An 18,276-nucleotide genomic window follows, 5' to 3' on the forward strand; every position below is an offset into this window, starting at 1 on the left:
TAAACAACTTAATCACAACGAAGGGCCTTTACAGATCATATTTTTACTAAGCAAAATACTATTTGCTAAAAATAGCCAGTGTAATGGGGGTTAAGTTAGTAAAATAATGATCTAAGAGGGGAGAAATACTAAAAATAGTCGAACTTGGATCACGATTTTACTAACTAAAAGTTAAAATAGATCATGATCTTACTAACTTAGAAAGGGTTCAGATCAGATTTTTATCAACTAATTAAAGGCATTTAAAAGCTTAGTTAATTGCTCTAAGCGCTTGTCTGTCATAACTTTATTGTCAATTTTAATGGAAACATCACCACTTTTTAAATTGCGTTGTACACTGATATAGTCATTTTCTAACAAAGCTTCACGGCGTTGTGCTGATTGCGGCTCAGCGGTAAGCAGCTTAGTGATCGCCATTGCACGCTTATCATCACCAGTGATTTCTTGTAAACTTTGCTCATGAGTTAAATGATCAACCAGTTGATTAAAGGCATGTTCATCACGCTCTTTCGCAGCGATCAATTTTTTAGCGACTTCACGGCCAACATGGTTAGCGGTAGGGTATAGCGAAAGCACCGTAGCAGGGAGCTTCTCATAGGCTTTAATTGCATCGGCTATGGCAGTATGAGATACCCCTTCAATCGCAGCGACTTCACGATAAGAGCCTTTTTTACCTTGCTCAACTAACTCATCTTTGGTTTGCTGATAAGCTTGACCAAGTTCCCATAAGCTCGGAGCAATATATTGATCCGATGAAATAGCTAAAATCTTAGCATCTTGTTCAGTAAAATCTGATGAACTTAACACCATGTAATCAGCCTGACCTAAAATACAGGCCATACGACGCCGTGAGCCTGCCAGTACCAGTGTTTCATCACCTTTGTCCCAACACAGGGCTGGGTGTTGGTTGCGCCCGTCCTCGCGGATTGCAGGAAGGATATCGGCGACTGATTTTTCATTCAGCAATATCTGAACACGGCGATTTTTAGCATAAACCTTAGTGCTACTTTCAATCTCTGCATGGGGGATCACTTTACAAACAAGGGTGATCTGACGCTTTGGATCACTCGGTGCAGGCATTTTGATCACATCACCAGCGCTGGCTTGTTCCAGTAACTCATCTAAACTACTGCTACCAATTGAAGTTGCAAAAGGATCTAAGCTGGTGTCATTTTTACGTTTTTTAGCCATTATTTGTTAACTACCTTACTTAGGTTCATTCAATTGAGATTGGGTTGAAAGCCAATTCGAGCGGATCAACATTTCAAGTTCATCGACCACATCTTTAATGTTTTCTTGAGCGCGCAATAAAGACTCACGACTAGCAAGACTATCAGATGTTTTTTGATCAAAGATGGTATTAAATGATGACGAACTGGCGGTAATAGCTGAACTATGATTGATAGGGTAACTCATCACTTGACGACCAAAAGCACTACGCACATCTTTAACAATGTCACGTTGCGAATGGTTGCCTTTAACGTAATTAGTCACTAAAAATTGCATAAAATCCCAGCCTTCATGGCCTAAAGAAGCCACTGTGTGGTAAATCTCACCTAAGCGTTTAAGGTATTTATTGTTCGCATCAAAGTCGACTGCTTCTGGATGCACAGGAATGAGCATTGCAGTAGATGCCATTAAAGCATTATAAAACATAAAGTTAAGTGATGGAGCTGTATCAATTAAGATAATGTCAAATTGGTCTTTAACAGGCTCAATCACTTTTTCGAGCAATTTGTGATAGTGACGAGTAACGTCGTAACTTGAGCTATCTTTTAGCAATGTTGCTGTTTCATGCTCAAAGTAAAAATCATCCATTCCTGACGGTAATATACGAATATTTGGAATATGCGTTGGTAAAAATGCATTAGTAACCAGTTGTTGCCAGGTTTCATCCGCATCTAAATCAATACAATCACGCATTAAATCGCCAACAGTAATTGGCTCAGGTTCGCTAGGTGGAAAAAAACTTGAAGAAGAGCCTTGTGGATCTAGATCGATAATACCAATGCGGTAACGCTTAATATTAGTCGTCGCTAACGCAGCTGCAATATTCACCATACTGGTGGTTTTACCACAACCGCCTTTTAATGAGTTGATCACAATAACCTGTAATTTATCGTCAACATTACGATGATCTGGCTGAATATCCATGATTTCTGCCATCGCAAAGATATTCACTAGAGTATAAGCGTAATGGCCGTTAGCACCGCGTTTAATGTTTAACTGATCAAAATCGCCATTATCATGTCTGCGTTTTAGAGTTCGATTATTACAGCCTAATAAATCTGCTGCAGCCTTTTGTGTATAAGTGCGGAGTTCTTTTTCTTCTGATTTTAAATGGGCACGATAATGCTGAATACGTCCTGCTAATGATTTTTCTGCTACTTCTGCAGTTGCTTTTAAAAGCCGATAAGTGGAGAGTGCATTATTATGAATTGACATACTTTCTTCCTCAAAGTTAGGCATTTAGTATAATGTCCATTCAAATGACTGTAAACAACTATTTAAGACGACATGACTTTTAATAACAAGACATTAAAAAAACTGATTGGAAACTTAAAATCGCTTAGTATAAATAAAGAAGTTTAAAGGTGGTTAAATATATAAGGTAGTAAAGGTTAAGGGCCCTGAATATGAATATAACCTTATGAAATATATAAATAATAGTAAAAAATGCAGATCAGGTTTATACTTGGTTAAGATCTGATCTTTAGTTACTGACAGATCGCTATTTTACTAACCGGAAATTTAATTATTTAGTTATCCACAGTTTGAGCACAGTATTATGCACAAAAAGTGTTGCTTAGATCAGTTTTTTACTAAGTAAATTAAGATGTTATCCACCTTAGATCGGGAAAAACAGTGGCTTTAATTAGTATAGATCTGATCTGTAGTAGGTATAGATCAGATCTATGCTAACTGATCTGCTAATTATCCACAGCCTAGTTAGAAAAAACATCATTATGTCGTGTATTTAATTGTAAAAAATGAAAATAGACGGACAAAATTTTAGTTGAGTTAGTAAAATTTAGACTTATAACCCCTCAGTTAGTAAAAAAGTGATCTGAAAACATCAAAGATCATGTTATGTTAGTAAAAAAGTGATCTGAAAATATATTTTAAACTCAGATCAACTTTATACTAACTTAAACATTTAACTTTTACAGTTTAATGTGTTGTTATTAGCTGTCGCAACAAATTTGGAAATAAGAACAATGAACCGAAAGGTCAACATCTCGGTAGATAACTTACCCGATACATTACGGGGACAGATCCACGGGGTGGAAAGTGCAATTGATAACGAAAGCCTCGCATTATTTACAGATAATAAAGATGTACGCGTATCATTAGAAAATGCAGCGCATGGCTTACGTGCCTATTCAAATACATTCAATCATTATGATTTATGGGGACGTTTTGTTCGCTCTGGTCATAAAAAATTACCTTTAGAAGAAGCACCGAAAAAAACCATCATAACGCGAAAAATATCAGAGAAGGTTGATGGTATTTTATATGATGGTGAAATTAAGATCACACCTGCTGTAGTCAGTAGTCGCAAAGATGGTGAAGATGTTGAATATTTAGTATGGCCATCAGATCGTGAAGAAAAAGTTGAACGTGCACTGATTCGTTTAGCGTCAAAAGGTAAGATCGTAAAAATTAATTTTAAGTCCGGTATTCAATATGCTGTGGTTTTTTCGATGAACGAATTGGCCCAAGAACTTAAAGCGGTCGGGCAATCAATGCCTTATCCACAAATCAAAGAAGCATTAGAAGCACTGCAAGGTTCAAAGTTATCATTTAAGTATTCTGCGACAGATACAAAAAATACAGATATCGATGATTCATTTTACGAATCAAATATGAACTTCTTGTCGTCTCTTCATTTTAGTGGAAAAAAAGGGCAGGGCGGAAACGTAAAATGTGTGGCATGTTTGAATGCGTTTGTGCATAACATGATCGATAATCTCGAGTACAAAGGTTATTATTTTAATAGCGCACAAGAATTAAAACGCGGTTTATCGCGTTGGATGATGCTTCGTCTTTATCATTTATGGCGCTATGCAGCACCAGGTAAAACATATCATTTTAGATTACTTTCGATCATGGAGAAATATGGTTCAATATATTCCACCGATGATATTACGGAAAATAAATTAAAAGCACTCCGTCGTGATATGACAACAACAATGAAAGATTTAATTGAGAAAGGTGCAATTTCAGAATACAGCATCACCAATGTTAAAGAGGATAAAACCGGTAACATTGTTGACTATACCTATGAAATGCATCCGTCTGATCAATTCTGTGATGAAATACTAACTTTGAATAAGCATAACAAACGTATTGAAATTCAAGGCGGTAAACGCATTGTTGAAAATGTAGTTTTAATCGATGAAGATAAAATTGAAGCTATTGTAGAAGATTGATTTTTTTATAACGTACATCTTACTCAAAGGCCGCTATCTAGCGGCCTTTTTAACATAATCACTTATCAACTTGTTCTAGGTATAACCTATCAACAAGAAAATCATATTCACGTTTTCGTGGGTGGCTTTCGGGTTTTTGATAATCTGGCAAGGTACCGAGTTTTACATCCGGATCAGGATTAATCAAAATAAAAGGTAATGCAGCACTAACATGATAACGATTTTGTGCTGTGTATCTAACATTTACTTGCGGGCTTACTCGCGTTGGTCGGCGAATTCTTAATTTGTCTTTATCACCTAAACTTGCAACTCTTAACTGCTCTTGGGCAACCAGTGATTGCCAACTGTGTTGGTCGATCATTCGTGGATTAGAGTAACCGGCCGATTTTTCGAGCATTGCCAGCGCCATTTTTTTAGTAAGAGTTTTGGTCGCATGCTTATGCATCCAAGTAAAACGAACTGAAAAAGGGGAGTTCATTTCAAAATGCACTTTTCGATATGCCGCAAGCGTTATTAAATTTGGAATAGCATTGTGCACTGCTTCAAAGCGCGCATCATTATTATCGATTGCTAAAATACATTCTTTAAATGCGGCTTTAGCTTTATTTAATTGTTGAATTCGAGCAACGAGTTGTTTTTGATCTGCATTATCAACAACCAATAGGCCAGGGTGGCGCTTTAAAACACGACTACTTAGCTCTGGTTTTTTATAAATATCTGTAAATGAATTTAATATCGCCTTATGTGCTTCATCGCCAGTAACTTTTTTTACAGTAATAGATTGGGGAATAATTTTTTCATCGCGACTTTCAATATCTGGTAATTGGTAATACTCAGCCTTTTTATAGCCACAGGATTGTAGGTCATCAATAAATAAATTTGTTAAATCATTAAGCAAGTCGAACTGACTGCGAATTTGAACTTTAGTTACCATAAGAACACATCATACTAAATTGATGTTGCTAGTCTATCATAGTGACAAATATATTCTAGATTCAATTACCGCACTTTCTCTTGGTTATTGTAAGTTAAGTTTTATTCAGTGCTAAGTTTAATATTAAAGCTTATTAAGTATGATGTGTTCTTTATTGGGTGATCGGTAAATTTTAATAACTTAAATCTCTTCGGTTTATTCCCCACCCCTTGCTGTATAGTATTGAGTACTGAGCGAATTTATAAATAAAAGCCACAATGTGACCGTTTTACTTTATCGCTTAGTTTCCCTGCAAAATATAGAAGAGCAATTTTTGATGTGGGAGCTGATAGGGCAATCACAGAAATTTATGTTGAAATAGAAAAACGTTGCGAAATCAAATTTTTTAGAAATTGGACGGATGAAAACCATACTCATTATTTAGTTCAGTCAGTACCAGCTTACAAAGTTGGTAAAGATGAATAAAAGTTTAACGGCAAGAGAGGTTTTTAAAAAGTGCCCTCATGTTAGAAAGCAGTTATGGGGTGGAGTAGTACGGTAGGAAAACATGGTGACGAATCAATGCTAAAAAAGTATGTAAAAGCCAAGGAAATAATTATGACCAACTCCATTCGGATCATCAGTTAGCTATGTTCTACCCAAATACCTCGCTTACGAAGTGAGTTCTGCGTTAGCAGAAGGGCTTACCCCAGGAATGTTTATTAATAAGTTGATGCCTGCGTTTATAAGACAAATTCGCTGTTAAGATTACGTGGTCAATGCTCGCTAACCTTGAAGATCATACACCACTTATTCTTGCTCATAACAAACATTGCTAGGGGCTGTTTATCGACAACGAGCAAGTCGAAGGTAAATCAAATCCAGTATGGCGTTAGCCGTAATGCCAATCTAATTGATAGCGGAATGTTTGTAAAATAGCGTTCCTTAGAGTTAGTAGCGAGCTTTATACTGGTCATAAACACAAATAGCAGCGGCTCATAGCATACAAATTCACAATCAGCCAGTTGATTACTAAAAATATTAAGAAACACTTGTAAAGCTCAGGTTACACTCTATATAAAAAATAGTATGATGTGTTCTTTTTAGTTATGCTAATAGCAATACCTTGCAAAGCAAACCTGACTCGCGAGTGTTGTATTATTTATGTATTTAAAATTAGTCACTTAGGAATAAATATCAAAAGTTAATAGGCTAGTAAAAACAAATTAATTATCAGCGAATTTCAATAATATTTACCTCATAACTAAATAATTGATAATTAGCGAATATAGTCCTTGAACAGGGGGGCTGCATACGTTAATTTTCACCTAACAGGTAAATGTAGGAATGAGGAAATAACATGCAGTCGTGGAACCCAAATAGCTGGAGAGAACTCCCAATACTTCAGCAACCACAGTACCCAGATCAACAAGCGCTTAAAAGCGTAGAGAGTCAATTGAAAAGTGCGCCACCTTTAGTTTTTGCTGAAGAGACGCGTAGTTTGTTTAAACAACTTGAAGATGTGTGCGAAGGTCGCGCATTTTTACTTCAAGGTGGTGATTGTGCTGAATCATTTAGTGACTTTAATGCTGCTAATATTCGCGACACCTTTAAAACCATTTTACAAATGGCGGTTGTACTTACCTATGGCGGTAAATGCCCAGTAGTTAAGATTGCGCGAATGGCTGGCCAATACGCAAAACCGCGTTCAGCTGATTTAGAAACCATTGATGGCGTATCATTGCCTTCATACCGTGGTGATATCGTAAACAACTTTGAGTTTACTGAACAAGCCCGAGTTCCAGATCCACAACGCTTAATGACTGCCTATCACCACAGCGCAGCAACGCTTAATTTGCTACGCGCGTTTGCGCAAGGTGGCCTTGCTGACTTACACCAAGTAAACCGTTGGAATATGGGCTTTGTGGCTGCAAATCCACTGAAAGAAAAATACCAGCAATTAGCAGATAAAATTCAAGACGCACTTGAGTTTATGGAAGTGTGCGGGATTAACTCAACGATTGCACCAAGCTTAAAAGAAACAGCGTTATATACTTCACACGAAGCGTTACTACTAGGTTATGAAGAAGCACTAACACGCCGTGATCACTTATCGGGTGATTGGTATGATTGCTCTGCGCACTTTGTTTGGATCGGTGAACGTACTCGTCAGCTTGATCATGCCCACATTGAGTTTTTCAAAGGCATTAAAAACCCAATAGGGGTTAAAGTTGGCCCAGGTATGGACCCAGACGAACTAATTCGTTTAATTGATGCCGTTAACCCAGATAACATCCCTGGTCGTTTAACGTTAATTACTCGTATGGGTGCAGATGTATTACCAGAAAAACTGCCAGCGCTAGTCCGTAAAGTACAGCAAGAAGGCCGTAAAGTAATTTGGAGCTCAGATCCAATGCACGGTAATACTGAAAAAGCCACATCCGGTTATAAAACGCGAAGCTTTGACAACATTCTTCGTGAGATCAGCCAATTTTTTGCTGTACATAAAGCCGAAGGCTCATACGCCGGCGGTGTACATTTAGAAATGACTGGTCAACATGTAACGGAATGTACTGGTGGTGCGTATGGTTTATCTGACGATGATTTAGCACAGCGTTACCGTACACAGTGCGATCCACGCTTAAATGCAGACCAAGTATTAGAGCTTGGCTTCTTAGTGGCAGATCTATTAAAAGACGCACGTAAGTAACAATTCACTTTAATAAAAAGCCGCAACTGCGGCTTTTTTAATGTCCGATATTATTTAAAAAAAGCAGAAGTTAGTACTTACGACGCTCTAAACCTGTATCAGAAATGATTTTTGCAGAAATTTCTTCAACAGAGTGATGCGTTGAGTTCAAATAGGGCAGCTTATGTTTTTTATACAGCATTTCAACTTCACGCACTTCAATACGACACTGCTTAAGTGACGCATATTTAGAATTTGCCATACGTCGTTGTCGAATATCAGCTAAGCGTACAGGGTCAATCGTAAGGCCAAATAGTTTTTGTTTATACGCAGTTAAACAAGTAGGTAATCTCCCTGTTTCTAAGTCATCTTCTGTCAGCGGATAATTTGCCGCTTTAATGCCGTATTGCAACGCTAAATATAAACTCGTCGGGGTTTTACCACTGCGGCTAACACCGACTAAAATAATATCAGCCTCAGCGTAATTTTTAATGTTAGCGCCATCATCATTGGTCAGCGCGTAGTTAACAGCATCAATTCTAAAATCGTAACTTTTTTCATGCATCGAGTGAGTGCGATGTATTTTTGGTACTGGGGCAACTTTAAGTTCATCCTGAATTTTATCGCTAAACGCGGTTAAAAAATCATAACTTACAGCATCTGCCGAGCGAATAATTTCACTTAAGCTATGGTTCACAAAAGTAAAAAACACCAATGGTTTTTCACCTTCCCGTTGCGATGTTGCATTGATCAACGCTTTTACTTCTTTGGCTTTTGCCTCAGTTTCAACAAATGGAATGGTTTTATGGTTAAATTCAACGGGAAATAAAGACAAAGTCGCATGGCCAAATACTTCAGAAGTAATGGCTGTACCGTCAGAAATATAAAATGCAGTTCTCATATTAACCTTTTTATTACGTTAAAGAGTAAATTGGGGTCCTTACGGTTTACGTAAGGTCTGTTGCCAGTGTAGAATGAAGGGGACCTTTTTAGAAGGTTTTCTTTCTTAACTCTCACAGTTAATACGACAATTTGTTTTTTGGAGAAAGACCCGTGCAAGAATACGTTCTCTGGTATCAAGAGCTTGGTATGCAAGATGTTCCACGAGTTGGTGGCAAGAATGCCTCGCTTGGTGAAATGATTTCTAACCTAGCTAACGCTGGTGTACAAGTGCCAGGTGGTTTTGCTACAACCGCCGACGCGTTTAATGAGTTTCTAGATCAATCAGGACTCAATGCAAAAATTCACAACATCCTCGACACACTCGATGTTGATGATGTAAACACACTAGCCAAAGTAGGTGCTGATATCCGCCAATGGATTATCGACACACCATTCCAACCTAATTTAGACCAAGCAATCCGCGATGCATACAGCCAACTCCACGGCGACGCAACCGCAGATGTATCATTCGCAGTTCGTTCATCAGCAACTGCTGAAGACATGCCAGATGCATCATTTGCAGGTCAGCAAGAAACCTTTCTAAATGTTCGTGGTATTGACTCTGTAATGGTTGCCATCAAACATGTATTCGCTTCATTATTTAACGACCGCGCAATTTCATACCGCGTACACCAAGGTTATGATCACCGTGGTGTTGCATTATCTGCGGGTATTCAGCGCATGGTTCGCTCTGACAAATCAGCATCAGGGGTGATGTTCAGTATCGATACTGAATCAGGTTTTGAAGATGTTGTATTTATTACATCAAGCTATGGTCTAGGTGAAATGGTAGTACAGGGTGCGGTTAACCCTGATGAATTTTATGTTCATAAACCAACACTTGCCAAGGGTAAGCCGTCAGTCGTACGTCGTAATATTGGCTCTAAAGCCATTCAAATGATTTACTCTGCTGATCAAGCACATGGCAAGCAAGTTGAAATTGTTGATGTAGAAACTGCACTTGCAAACAAATTTTCAATCACAGATGCTGAAGTTGAAGAACTAGCCAAGCAAGCTGTGATCATTGAAAAACACTATGGCCGTGCCATGGATATCGAATGGGCGAAAGACGGTAACGATGGCAAACTTTACATCGTACAAGCACGTCCAGAAACAGTTCGCTCAAACGAAGACACTAACGTTATGGAACGCTTCCAATTAAATGGCAGCAGTAATGTTATTGTTGAAGGTCGCGCTATTGGTCATAAAATTGGTTCGGGCACTGTGCGTGTGCTTAATTCAATCAGTGAAATGGACCAAGTACAAGTTGGCGATATTTTAGTCACTGATATGACAGATCCTGATTGGGAACCTATCATGAAACGCGCTGCAGCGATTGTGACTAATCGCGGTGGCCGTACTTGTCACGCGGCAATCATTGCCCGTGAATTAGGTATTCCGGCTGTCGTTGGTTGTGGCAACGCAACGGATTTAATTAAAGCTGGCCAAGAAGTTACCGTATCATGTGCGGAAGGTGATACCGGTTTCATTTACGAAGGTATTCTAGACTTTGAAATCCTCACATCTCGTGTTGATAAAATGCCTGAACTACCAATGAAAATTATGATGAACGTGGGTAATCCAGACCGCGCGTTTGATTTTGCCCGTTTACCGCACGCAGGTGTTGGTTTAGCCCGTGTGGAATTTATCATCAACCGTATGATTGGTGTGCATCCTAAAGCATTGTTAAATTTTGACGCGCAAACTGATGCATTAAAAGCAGAAATAACCGAGATGATTGCAGGTTACGAATCACCGGTTGAGTTCTATATTGCAAAACTGGTTGAAGGTATTGCAACACTCGGTTGTGCATTTGCTCCTGAGCGCGTTATTGTTCGTATGTCTGATTTTAAATCAAACGAATACGCTAACTTAGTTGGCGGCCAACAATATGAGCCAGAAGAAGAAAACCCTATGATTGGTTTCCGTGGTGCTGCACGTTATATCTCGGAAGATTTCCGTGATTGTTTCGCACTTGAGTGTGAAGCAATCAAACGTGTGCGTAACCAAATGGATATGACCAACATTGAGATCATGATCCCGTTCGTACGTACTCTTGAAGAAGGTAAACGCGTTATTGAACTACTTGAAGAGCATGGCCTTAAACGTGGCGATAACGGCTTAAAAGTAATCATGATGTGTGAACTGCCATCAAATGCACTACTTGCTGAAGAGTTCTTAGAATATTTTGATGGCTTCTCAATTGGTTCAAACGATTTAACCCAGCTAACACTTGGTCTAGATCGTGACTCTGGGTTAATCGCTCATTTATTTGATGAACGAAATCCTGCTATCAAAAAGCTACTTTCTATGGCAATTCAAACAGCCAAAGCAAAAGGTAAGTATGTAGGGATTTGTGGTCAAGGTCCTTCAGATCATGAAGACTTTGCAGCGTGGTTAGTAGAGCAGGGCATTGATTCTGTTTCACTAAATCCAGATACAGTAATCGAAACATGGTTATACCTTGCTAAAAAATTAGCAAAATAGCAGGTCAAATTAGTATAAAAAATGCCAGCTTAGTTGCTGGCATTTTTGTTTACGCAATTAATTCTAAACAAGTTTAACGGGCGAGTTTTTTATCTAAAAATGCACATGATTTAGTCAGGGCTTTTTGACATAGTGCCAGGTAATGACGTGCTTTAGGGTAGTAAAATGAAAAGCACATTAACCCAGCAATAAAAAATATCAACGACGGTCCAGGCACCACTGCAAAAAATAACCCCAACAACATAAACATGCTGCCCACTAATAATAATAAACATTTTTTCATTTTCAAATTCCGTGCAATTAAGCGTATAAGCATGAGTATAGGTAATCTGTTTATTATTACGACAAAAAGAGTGTTACAAACTGTGAAATCTTCAATTTCTATTGCGCTTTAGCATGATATAATCTAGCAAATGTCTTAATTTATCACCGTCATGATAGCAACAATAAGCCAACAAGATGCCGCGACCGAGTTAGTCGCAAGTTACCTAAAAACAATAACTAAACAAGGGTTTACTGGCGATACAGATGCAAGTTACGGCACCCGTTTAACGGCATCAACCGATAACAGTATTTACCAACAATTACCGCAAGGTGTTATTTTTCCAAAAACCGAAAAAGACATTCAAATTGCCTTGCAAACAGCAGCACACGATCCTTTTTTATCGTTAACTTTTGGCCCTCGCGGCGGCGGTACAGGAACAAACGGGCAGTCTTTAACACCTGGTATTGTTGTTGATTTATCGCGTTACATGCGAGAAATTCTCGAAATAAATCCCGAACAAGGTTGGGTTAGAGTACAAACGGGGGTAATTAAAGATCAACTTAATGATTTTTTGCGCTCTTATGGGTTTTTCTTTGCGCCAGATTTATCAACCAGTAACCGCGCAACCATCGGTGGCATGGTGAATACCGATGCATCAGGGCAAGGCTCTTTAGTCTATGGCAAAACCAGTGACCATGTTTTAGGCCTAACAACCTACTTAATTGACGGTACGCAAATGTCTACCAACCCAATTGAGATTGAAAAAGCCAAACTCATTGCCGAGCAAGACACCACAATCGGAAAACTGTACGCTACGGTTTTGGATATTTGCTTATCAGATCGAGAGGCGATTTTAGCCAAGTTTCCACGTTTAAATCGGTTTTTAACTGGGTATGACCTTGAGCATGTGCTAAGTGATGACTTACAAACTTTTGACATGAGTCGCCTAATAACAGGCTCAGAAGGCTCCCTTGGTATTGTTACTGAAGCAAAACTCAACATAACTCCGATAGCTGAATTTAAAACCTTGATCAACATTAAGTACGACAGTTTTGATTCTGCGCTACGCCATTCACCATTCTTAGTCGCGGCACGGGCAACCTCTGTTGAAACTGTTGACAGTAAAGTGCTTAACCTTGCACGCCAAGATATCATTTGGCATTCAGTATCGGACTTAATAACCGATGTTGCAAATAAAGATATGCAAGGGCTCAACATGGTTGAGTTTAATGCTGTATCAGTTAATGACATAAAAGACAAAGTTGAAAGCTTATGTAAATTACTCGATGATTGCGTAGCACAGCAAAAAAATGGCGTGATTGGCTATCAGCTTACCAGCGATAAAGCAGACATTTTAAAAATTTACGCTATGCGTAAAAAATCTGTTGGCTTATTAGGTAATGTAAAAGGCACTCAAAAACCCCTCGCGTTTGCTGAAGACACCGCAGTACCACCGGAAAATCTCGCCGATTTCATCGTAGAGTTTAGAGCATTACTTGATAGCCATAATTTACAATATGGTATGTTTGGCCATGTTGATGCCGGTGTATTACATGTGCGTCCAGCGCTGGATATGTGCGATCCCGAACAGGAAAAATTACTACGGGTGATCTCTGATGAAGTTGTTAAGCTGACGGCTAAATACGGTGGCCTTATGTGGGGTGAGCATGGCAAAGGCTATCGTAGCGAATACGGTCCTGAGTTTTTTGGAGAGCATTTGTTCAATCAATTACGCCGTATAAAGGCTGCATTTGATCCAAACAATCGCATCAACCCAGGTAAAATATGCACACCTATTGACAGTGAGGACTCACTAGTTAGTGTAGACGATCAAAAGCGAGCATGGTTTGATAAGCAAATTTCTGTCAATGTGAAAACAAGTTTTAACAACGCCATGACCTGTAATGGTAATGGTATCTGTTTTAACTACAACGAAAAATCACCTATGTGCCCATCATATAAAGTAACCGGTGATCGTCGTAATTCACCAAAAGGTCGCGCTAGTTTAATGCGGGAATGGCTGCGTTTACAAGAAGCAAAAAATATTGATTTATTAGCTGTAGAAAAAGAACTTAATAAAGGTGAAGTGATCACCTGGTGGGAACGTTACCAACATAGCCGCGATAAGAAAAAGGGCGTGTATGATTTTTCTCACGAAGTAAAACAATCGATGGATGAGTGTTTAGCGTGTAAAGCATGTACCACTGCGTGCCCAATAAAAGTAGATGTACCAACTTTTCGCTCACGCTTTTTAAATTATTATCACAGTTATTACGCGCGTCCGCTGAAAGATTATCTAGTCGGGAATATTGAAAACAGTGCACCGCTAATGGCAAGCTTTTCGCGCGTCATTAATCCAATTGTAAAAACTAAACTCGTCAGTGCATTCATTAAAAAATCAGTTGGTTATGTAGATACGCCATTACTTAGTACGCCTTCACTTAAAAAGCGTATTAAGAAACAACATCAGTTTAATTTTGCCCAGTTACAATCGCTAAGCGCTGAACAACAAAATGAATATGTGTTGATTGTGCAAGATCCATTTACCAGTTTTTATGAAGCTGAGTTAGTCGAAAGCTTTATACAAATTATTTCAGCGCTGGGGAAAAAGCCAATCCTATTACCATTTTTACCAAACGGTAAGCCACAACACGTCAAAGGCTTTTTGCATGAATTCAAAATTACAGCTAAAAATGCCGCGGCGTTTTTAAATTCACTATCAGAAATTAATGCACCTTTAGTTGGTTTAGATGCTTCATTAGTCATGTGTTACCGCGATGAATATAATTCTATTTTAGAAGATCAGCGTGGTGAGTTTGAAGTGTTACTTGCTCATGAATGGTTAGCAACACAATCGTTTAAACCACTGGCCGAAAAAGTAACTAGCGATAGCAGCGATGCAGCGTTTACTTTATTAAGTCATTGTACTGAAACAACCGCGTTACCAAAAGCAGCAAATGTTTGGCAAACAATATTTTCAGATTTAGGTTTAACACTTAATACTACGGCAACCGGTTGTTGTGGCATGGCGGGAACTTATGGCCATGAAGCGCAAAACCAAAATAACTCGCGGGCATTATATGAAATGAGTTGGCAGGGTGTTGTAGAAAAAAATAAACCTGAGCAATTATTAGCAACAGGATTTTCTTGTCGTAGCCAAGTTAAACGCTATGAGAAATTCAAACCTAAACACCCGATAGAGCTGCTAGCCGATAAGCTGATCTCATAACAGTTAATTTAATATAAATAAAAATGCCGTACTCTTTTAAAAAGAAGTGCGGCATTTTTTTTAGAATGTGATTTTTATTTTAAATAACTATCAGCAATAGGCTTAGTACTCATACCATGAATAAAAACACTAAATAAAATAGTGGTCATAGCAATTGTAGCTATAAGGTATTTATTTTCGATGCTGCTATCGATCACCATCAAAGTAAACACGATTGAAGCTAAACCTCGCGGACCAAACCATGCAAAAGTAAAACGTTCTTTCATTTTTAATTTAGTAAATTGTAATGACAACAGCACAGGAATAATTCTAATCAGCGTTGTACTGAGTAATGCAAATACAACAAGTGCCCATGATAATTCTGGCAGAACTAAATAGCTGCACACAAAACCAAATAAACACCAGATCAACAAACCAGTAAAGTCAGCTATGTGCTCACTATCTTCAACGAGTTTTAAGCGTAAAGTCAGATCAGTAAATCTATCAAAAATTAATCCAGCAACAAACACCGCAATAAAACCACTGCTATGTAAACTTTGTGCAATCGAAAAAATGGCCATTGCCATGCCAACCACTAAAAATGGGCTCGTGTTATTTGAAAAATAATGACGTTGCATGGCAAATTTAATCGCGGGAATGATCAATCCCATCGCAGCAATTGCAACCAGAATAGCCACACCTAATTCACGCGCAAAAACAAGGATAGTATCATAAACCGAAAATGCAGATGCCGGCTCTTTTGCTAACAACATCAAGACTAAAAATATCGGCACACATAAACCATCGTTTAAGCCACTTTCAGTATTGATCCCTTCGCGAATTTTTTCAGGCACCGCACTGCTATTTAATAATCCTTTACTAAGCGCCGCATCTGTCGGCGTTAATATTATTGCCACCAGTGCTGCTTGAATAAGTGTGAGCTGAGTAAACATTAAACTCGCAATAATAATTCCAGCAAACAAGGTAAGTGGTAAAGCAACAAAAAGTAATAGGCTAGGGTATTGAAAGCTGTGTTTTAAAACCGTCAGTTTGGTTTTTGCAGCATCAGTAAATAAAAATATGCTCAGTGTTAATTCTATTAAAGGTAATAAATGATCTAAGTCTCTGGTTAAATGAGCCGTTTTACTTGGGAGCAAAATCCCGAGCAACGCACCGATAATAACAAAAAACATAGGTCCGGTAATTTCTGCTCGCTCGAGTTGATGCATAGATAATGAGTAAATTAAAAATGCTAAACCCACAACGGCTAATACAATATATTCCATTTAAACTTTCCTTTTAAGCCCAGATTTTGCACGCTCTTTGATATTTGTCTGAATATATATTTGATCGGTAGTGGCAATTTTTGCATGCCCTAAATCTTCCGATAAATGTTTTAAAGGGCGAGTTTGTGCATCATGGGTTGCACCAGTATGTCTTAGCCAATGCGCAGTCGCGGACTCTAGTTGCTCGGCATCATCCGTAAAACCATCATCAAGTAAAGATTGTTTTGCTAAATCAAAACTTTGTTGTACTAAACGGCGAATTTGTCGAACAGTCATACCACCTTGGCCGCGAATTTTATGTACCAATGGTTCGGCCTCATCAACACGGGGCAGGGCTGACAACCCTCGATATAATCTATAACGTTTTAAATAAGTTACAAAATCTTCACTGAGTGTGACATCGCGTAATTTATTTCCTTTACCCATGATCCTTAAAAACCAAAAGCCATCATTATCTTGCCAAAAATGAGACATAACGGGCGACCATTGCGGCCGCTCTGATAGTTCTGAGATCCGTAAATAAAGGCCTTTTAAACAGGCTAAAGTAAATAAATTACGTTCTAAATCTGGAACTTGCTCACATTTATCACGGGTGACACCAAATACATATTCCCATTGAATATCGCTTAAGGTATCAGGAATTTTTATTTGTGATTGCACAACTAAATACGGGCTATTTTTTTTAACAACCGGTACAAAGTTAGCAAAGGTTTTTTCTTCTAAAATAGCAAACTTATAAAAAACATTAAGTGCTGTGAACATAGCTGCTAAAGTTTGCTGGCTGGCAATCGATTCTTTGAGCATAAAAGGGCGCCAATTTTCGTTTAATCTACGGATCCCTTGCTCATCTTTATAACGCCATTGCACCGAAGTCATGGTCCAGCGTTTATCGGGTTCGACCATAAAATCAACATAGGCTTCGATGTCTTCACGCTTTAATTCAAATACTGACTTTTCAGCAACTAACCAGGACCATAAATAAAAGCGCTCGAGTTCGTTACGAAAACGGTTATAGGTTGCTTCTGATTTTCGACCATAAACATATAAAAATTGGTACAAAAATACTAATTCTTGCTTAGATTCAGCGACAGTCAAGCCAACTTGCTGTATAAAGGAGGCAAGTTCGGGGTATTCTGATTGCAATGTATCATCTTCAAGATGGGCAATTTGATACCGTAATTGTTTTAATGTATCGACCAAAGCAACAAGCATAATATAGTTATTTCTAATAAAATAAAGTAGTTACAGTTTAACTATAAAGTCCGATACTGTCTAGTATTGGACTTAGTGGTTCTATAATTGTGAAGCTAATTAGATAATAGCAAAGCAATGTTGTTGGTTTAAGGAAAGCATATGAAAAAATTAATTGTTTTAAGTTTAGTCGCACTCACATTAGTACTGTCTGGTTGTGCTACAACAGGTAGTGCTTCTCCAACTGAAAAGCGTAATCTAGTGCAAAATATGCGAGCAGATACACTGAGTAAATTATACAAAGAAAAACCAGATGTTAAACAACAAATTGCTAATTCTGCAGGCTATGCGGTATTTGATAATGCCAATGTCAATGTTGTTTTAGCCAGCTTTGGTGGTGGTTACGGTGTGGTAAAAAATAACTTAACCGGTAAATCAACCTATATGAATATGGGTGAAGCCGGTTTAGGGTTAGGATTAGGCGTTAAAGACTTTAATGTGGTGATGGTTTTTCATAATCAAGCCGCGTTAAACCGTTTTATTGAACATGGTTGGGCCTTCGGTGGTAATGCCGATGCCGCTGCAAAATACCAAGATAAAGGTGGCGCCGTAGTTGCCGAAGCCATTGCCGATCAAGTAACCGTTTATTCTTTAACCGAAAGTGGCCTAGCACTGCAAGCCGTGTTAAAAGGTACTAAATTCTGGGTAGATTCTGAGCTAAATTAAGCCAGTAAAACCCTGCTAAAAGTGGGCTAGTTTGTATGATTACGCCCACTTTAATTTACTTTGCACTATTTAACATAACGTAATTTATGGGTTGTTACCGTAAGCCGTAAGCCGTAAGCCGTAAGCCGTAAGCCGT

General features: G+C 38.4%; 12 protein-coding genes and 1 pseudogene. 6 read left to right on the forward strand and 7 right to left on the reverse strand.

All coding sequences use genetic code 11. The features are described from left to right. Positions 1-228 precede the first annotated feature (228 nt). Both ACMVDV_RS19290 and ACMVDV_RS19295 read right to left on the reverse strand, forming a co-directional pair. Entirely contained in the window at positions 229-1,191 is a 963-nt protein-coding gene (locus ACMVDV_RS19290) for a transcriptional regulator (RefSeq protein ID WP_304181122.1), read from the reverse strand. A 15-nt stretch (positions 1,192-1,206) separates the two neighbouring features. Beyond that, on the reverse strand, positions 1,207-2,445 hold the full coding sequence (locus ACMVDV_RS19295) for an AAA family ATPase (RefSeq protein ID WP_304181124.1): 1,239 nt from the start codon (positions 2,443-2,445) through the stop codon (positions 1,207-1,209). A 773-nt stretch (positions 2,446-3,218) separates the two neighbouring features. Here ACMVDV_RS19295 and ACMVDV_RS19300 point away from each other — a divergent pair. Further along, positions 3,219-4,433: a replication protein A gene (locus ACMVDV_RS19300; protein ID WP_416159282.1), complete on the forward strand. Its 1,215-nt coding sequence runs from the start codon at positions 3,219-3,221 to the stop codon at positions 4,431-4,433. 58 nt (positions 4,434-4,491) lie between these two features. Here ACMVDV_RS19300 and ACMVDV_RS19305 read toward each other — a convergent pair whose 3' ends face one another. Then, positions 4,492-5,367 (reverse strand): DNA replication terminus site-binding protein, encoded by an 876-nt coding sequence (locus ACMVDV_RS19305; protein ID WP_416159283.1) that lies wholly within the window; start codon positions 5,365-5,367, stop codon positions 4,492-4,494. Between the two features lie 229 nt (positions 5,368-5,596). Here ACMVDV_RS19305 and tnpA point away from each other — a divergent pair. Both tnpA and ACMVDV_RS19315 read left to right on the forward strand, forming a co-directional pair. Further along, positions 5,597-6,029, forward strand: a pseudogene (tnpA, locus tag ACMVDV_RS19310) (IS200/IS605 family transposase). Between the two features lie 677 nt (positions 6,030-6,706). Further along, positions 6,707-8,056: a class II 3-deoxy-7-phosphoheptulonate synthase gene (locus ACMVDV_RS19315; protein WP_304181131.1), complete on the forward strand. Its 1,350-nt coding sequence runs from the start codon at positions 6,707-6,709 to the stop codon at positions 8,054-8,056. Between the two features lie 70 nt (positions 8,057-8,126). Here ACMVDV_RS19315 and ACMVDV_RS19320 read toward each other — a convergent pair whose 3' ends face one another. After that, positions 8,127-8,936, reverse strand: coding sequence for a pyruvate, water dikinase regulatory protein (locus ACMVDV_RS19320; RefSeq protein ID WP_416159284.1), 810 nt, complete (start codon positions 8,934-8,936; stop codon positions 8,127-8,129). Positions 8,937-9,088: 152 nt separating this feature from the next. On the opposite strand from ACMVDV_RS19320, the gene ppsA reads away from it, so the two are divergent. Beyond that, complete coding sequence (gene ppsA, locus ACMVDV_RS19325; protein ID WP_416159285.1) at positions 9,089-11,464, forward strand: phosphoenolpyruvate synthase; 2,376 nt, start codon at positions 9,089-9,091, stop codon at positions 11,462-11,464. A gap of 73 nt (positions 11,465-11,537) precedes the next feature. Here ppsA and ACMVDV_RS19330 read toward each other — a convergent pair whose 3' ends face one another. Next, entirely contained in the window at positions 11,538-11,747 is a 210-nt protein-coding gene (locus tag ACMVDV_RS19330) for a PGPGW domain-containing protein (protein WP_304181136.1), read from the reverse strand. Between the two features lie 151 nt (positions 11,748-11,898). Between ACMVDV_RS19330 and ACMVDV_RS19335 the strand changes: the two genes are divergently transcribed. After that, entirely contained in the window at positions 11,899-14,958 is a 3,060-nt protein-coding gene (locus ACMVDV_RS19335) for an FAD-binding and (Fe-S)-binding domain-containing protein (protein ID WP_416159286.1), read from the forward strand. A 74-nt stretch (positions 14,959-15,032) separates the two neighbouring features. On the opposite strand, the gene ACMVDV_RS19340 is transcribed toward ACMVDV_RS19335, so the two are convergent. Both ACMVDV_RS19340 and ACMVDV_RS19345 read right to left on the reverse strand, forming a co-directional pair. Continuing rightward, on the reverse strand, positions 15,033-16,223 hold the full coding sequence (locus ACMVDV_RS19340) for a cation:proton antiporter (protein WP_416159287.1): 1,191 nt from the start codon (positions 16,221-16,223) through the stop codon (positions 15,033-15,035). Beyond that, on the reverse strand, positions 16,224-17,435 hold the full coding sequence (locus ACMVDV_RS19345) for a tyrosine-type recombinase/integrase (protein WP_416159288.1): 1,212 nt from the start codon (positions 17,433-17,435) through the stop codon (positions 16,224-16,226). Positions 17,436-17,576: 141 nt separating this feature from the next. Here ACMVDV_RS19345 and ACMVDV_RS19350 point away from each other — a divergent pair, with 141 nt between their 5' ends. Further along, positions 17,577-18,140, forward strand: a complete 564-nt coding sequence (locus tag ACMVDV_RS19350; RefSeq protein WP_064664858.1) for a YSC84-related protein — start codon at positions 17,577-17,579, stop codon at positions 18,138-18,140. Positions 18,141-18,276: the final 136 nt, after the last annotated feature.

This window comes from Pseudoalteromonas sp. ASV78, from assembly GCF_047806705.1.
GTDB classification, from domain to species: Bacteria; Pseudomonadota; Gammaproteobacteria; order Enterobacterales; family Alteromonadaceae; genus Pseudoalteromonas; species Pseudoalteromonas prydzensis_A.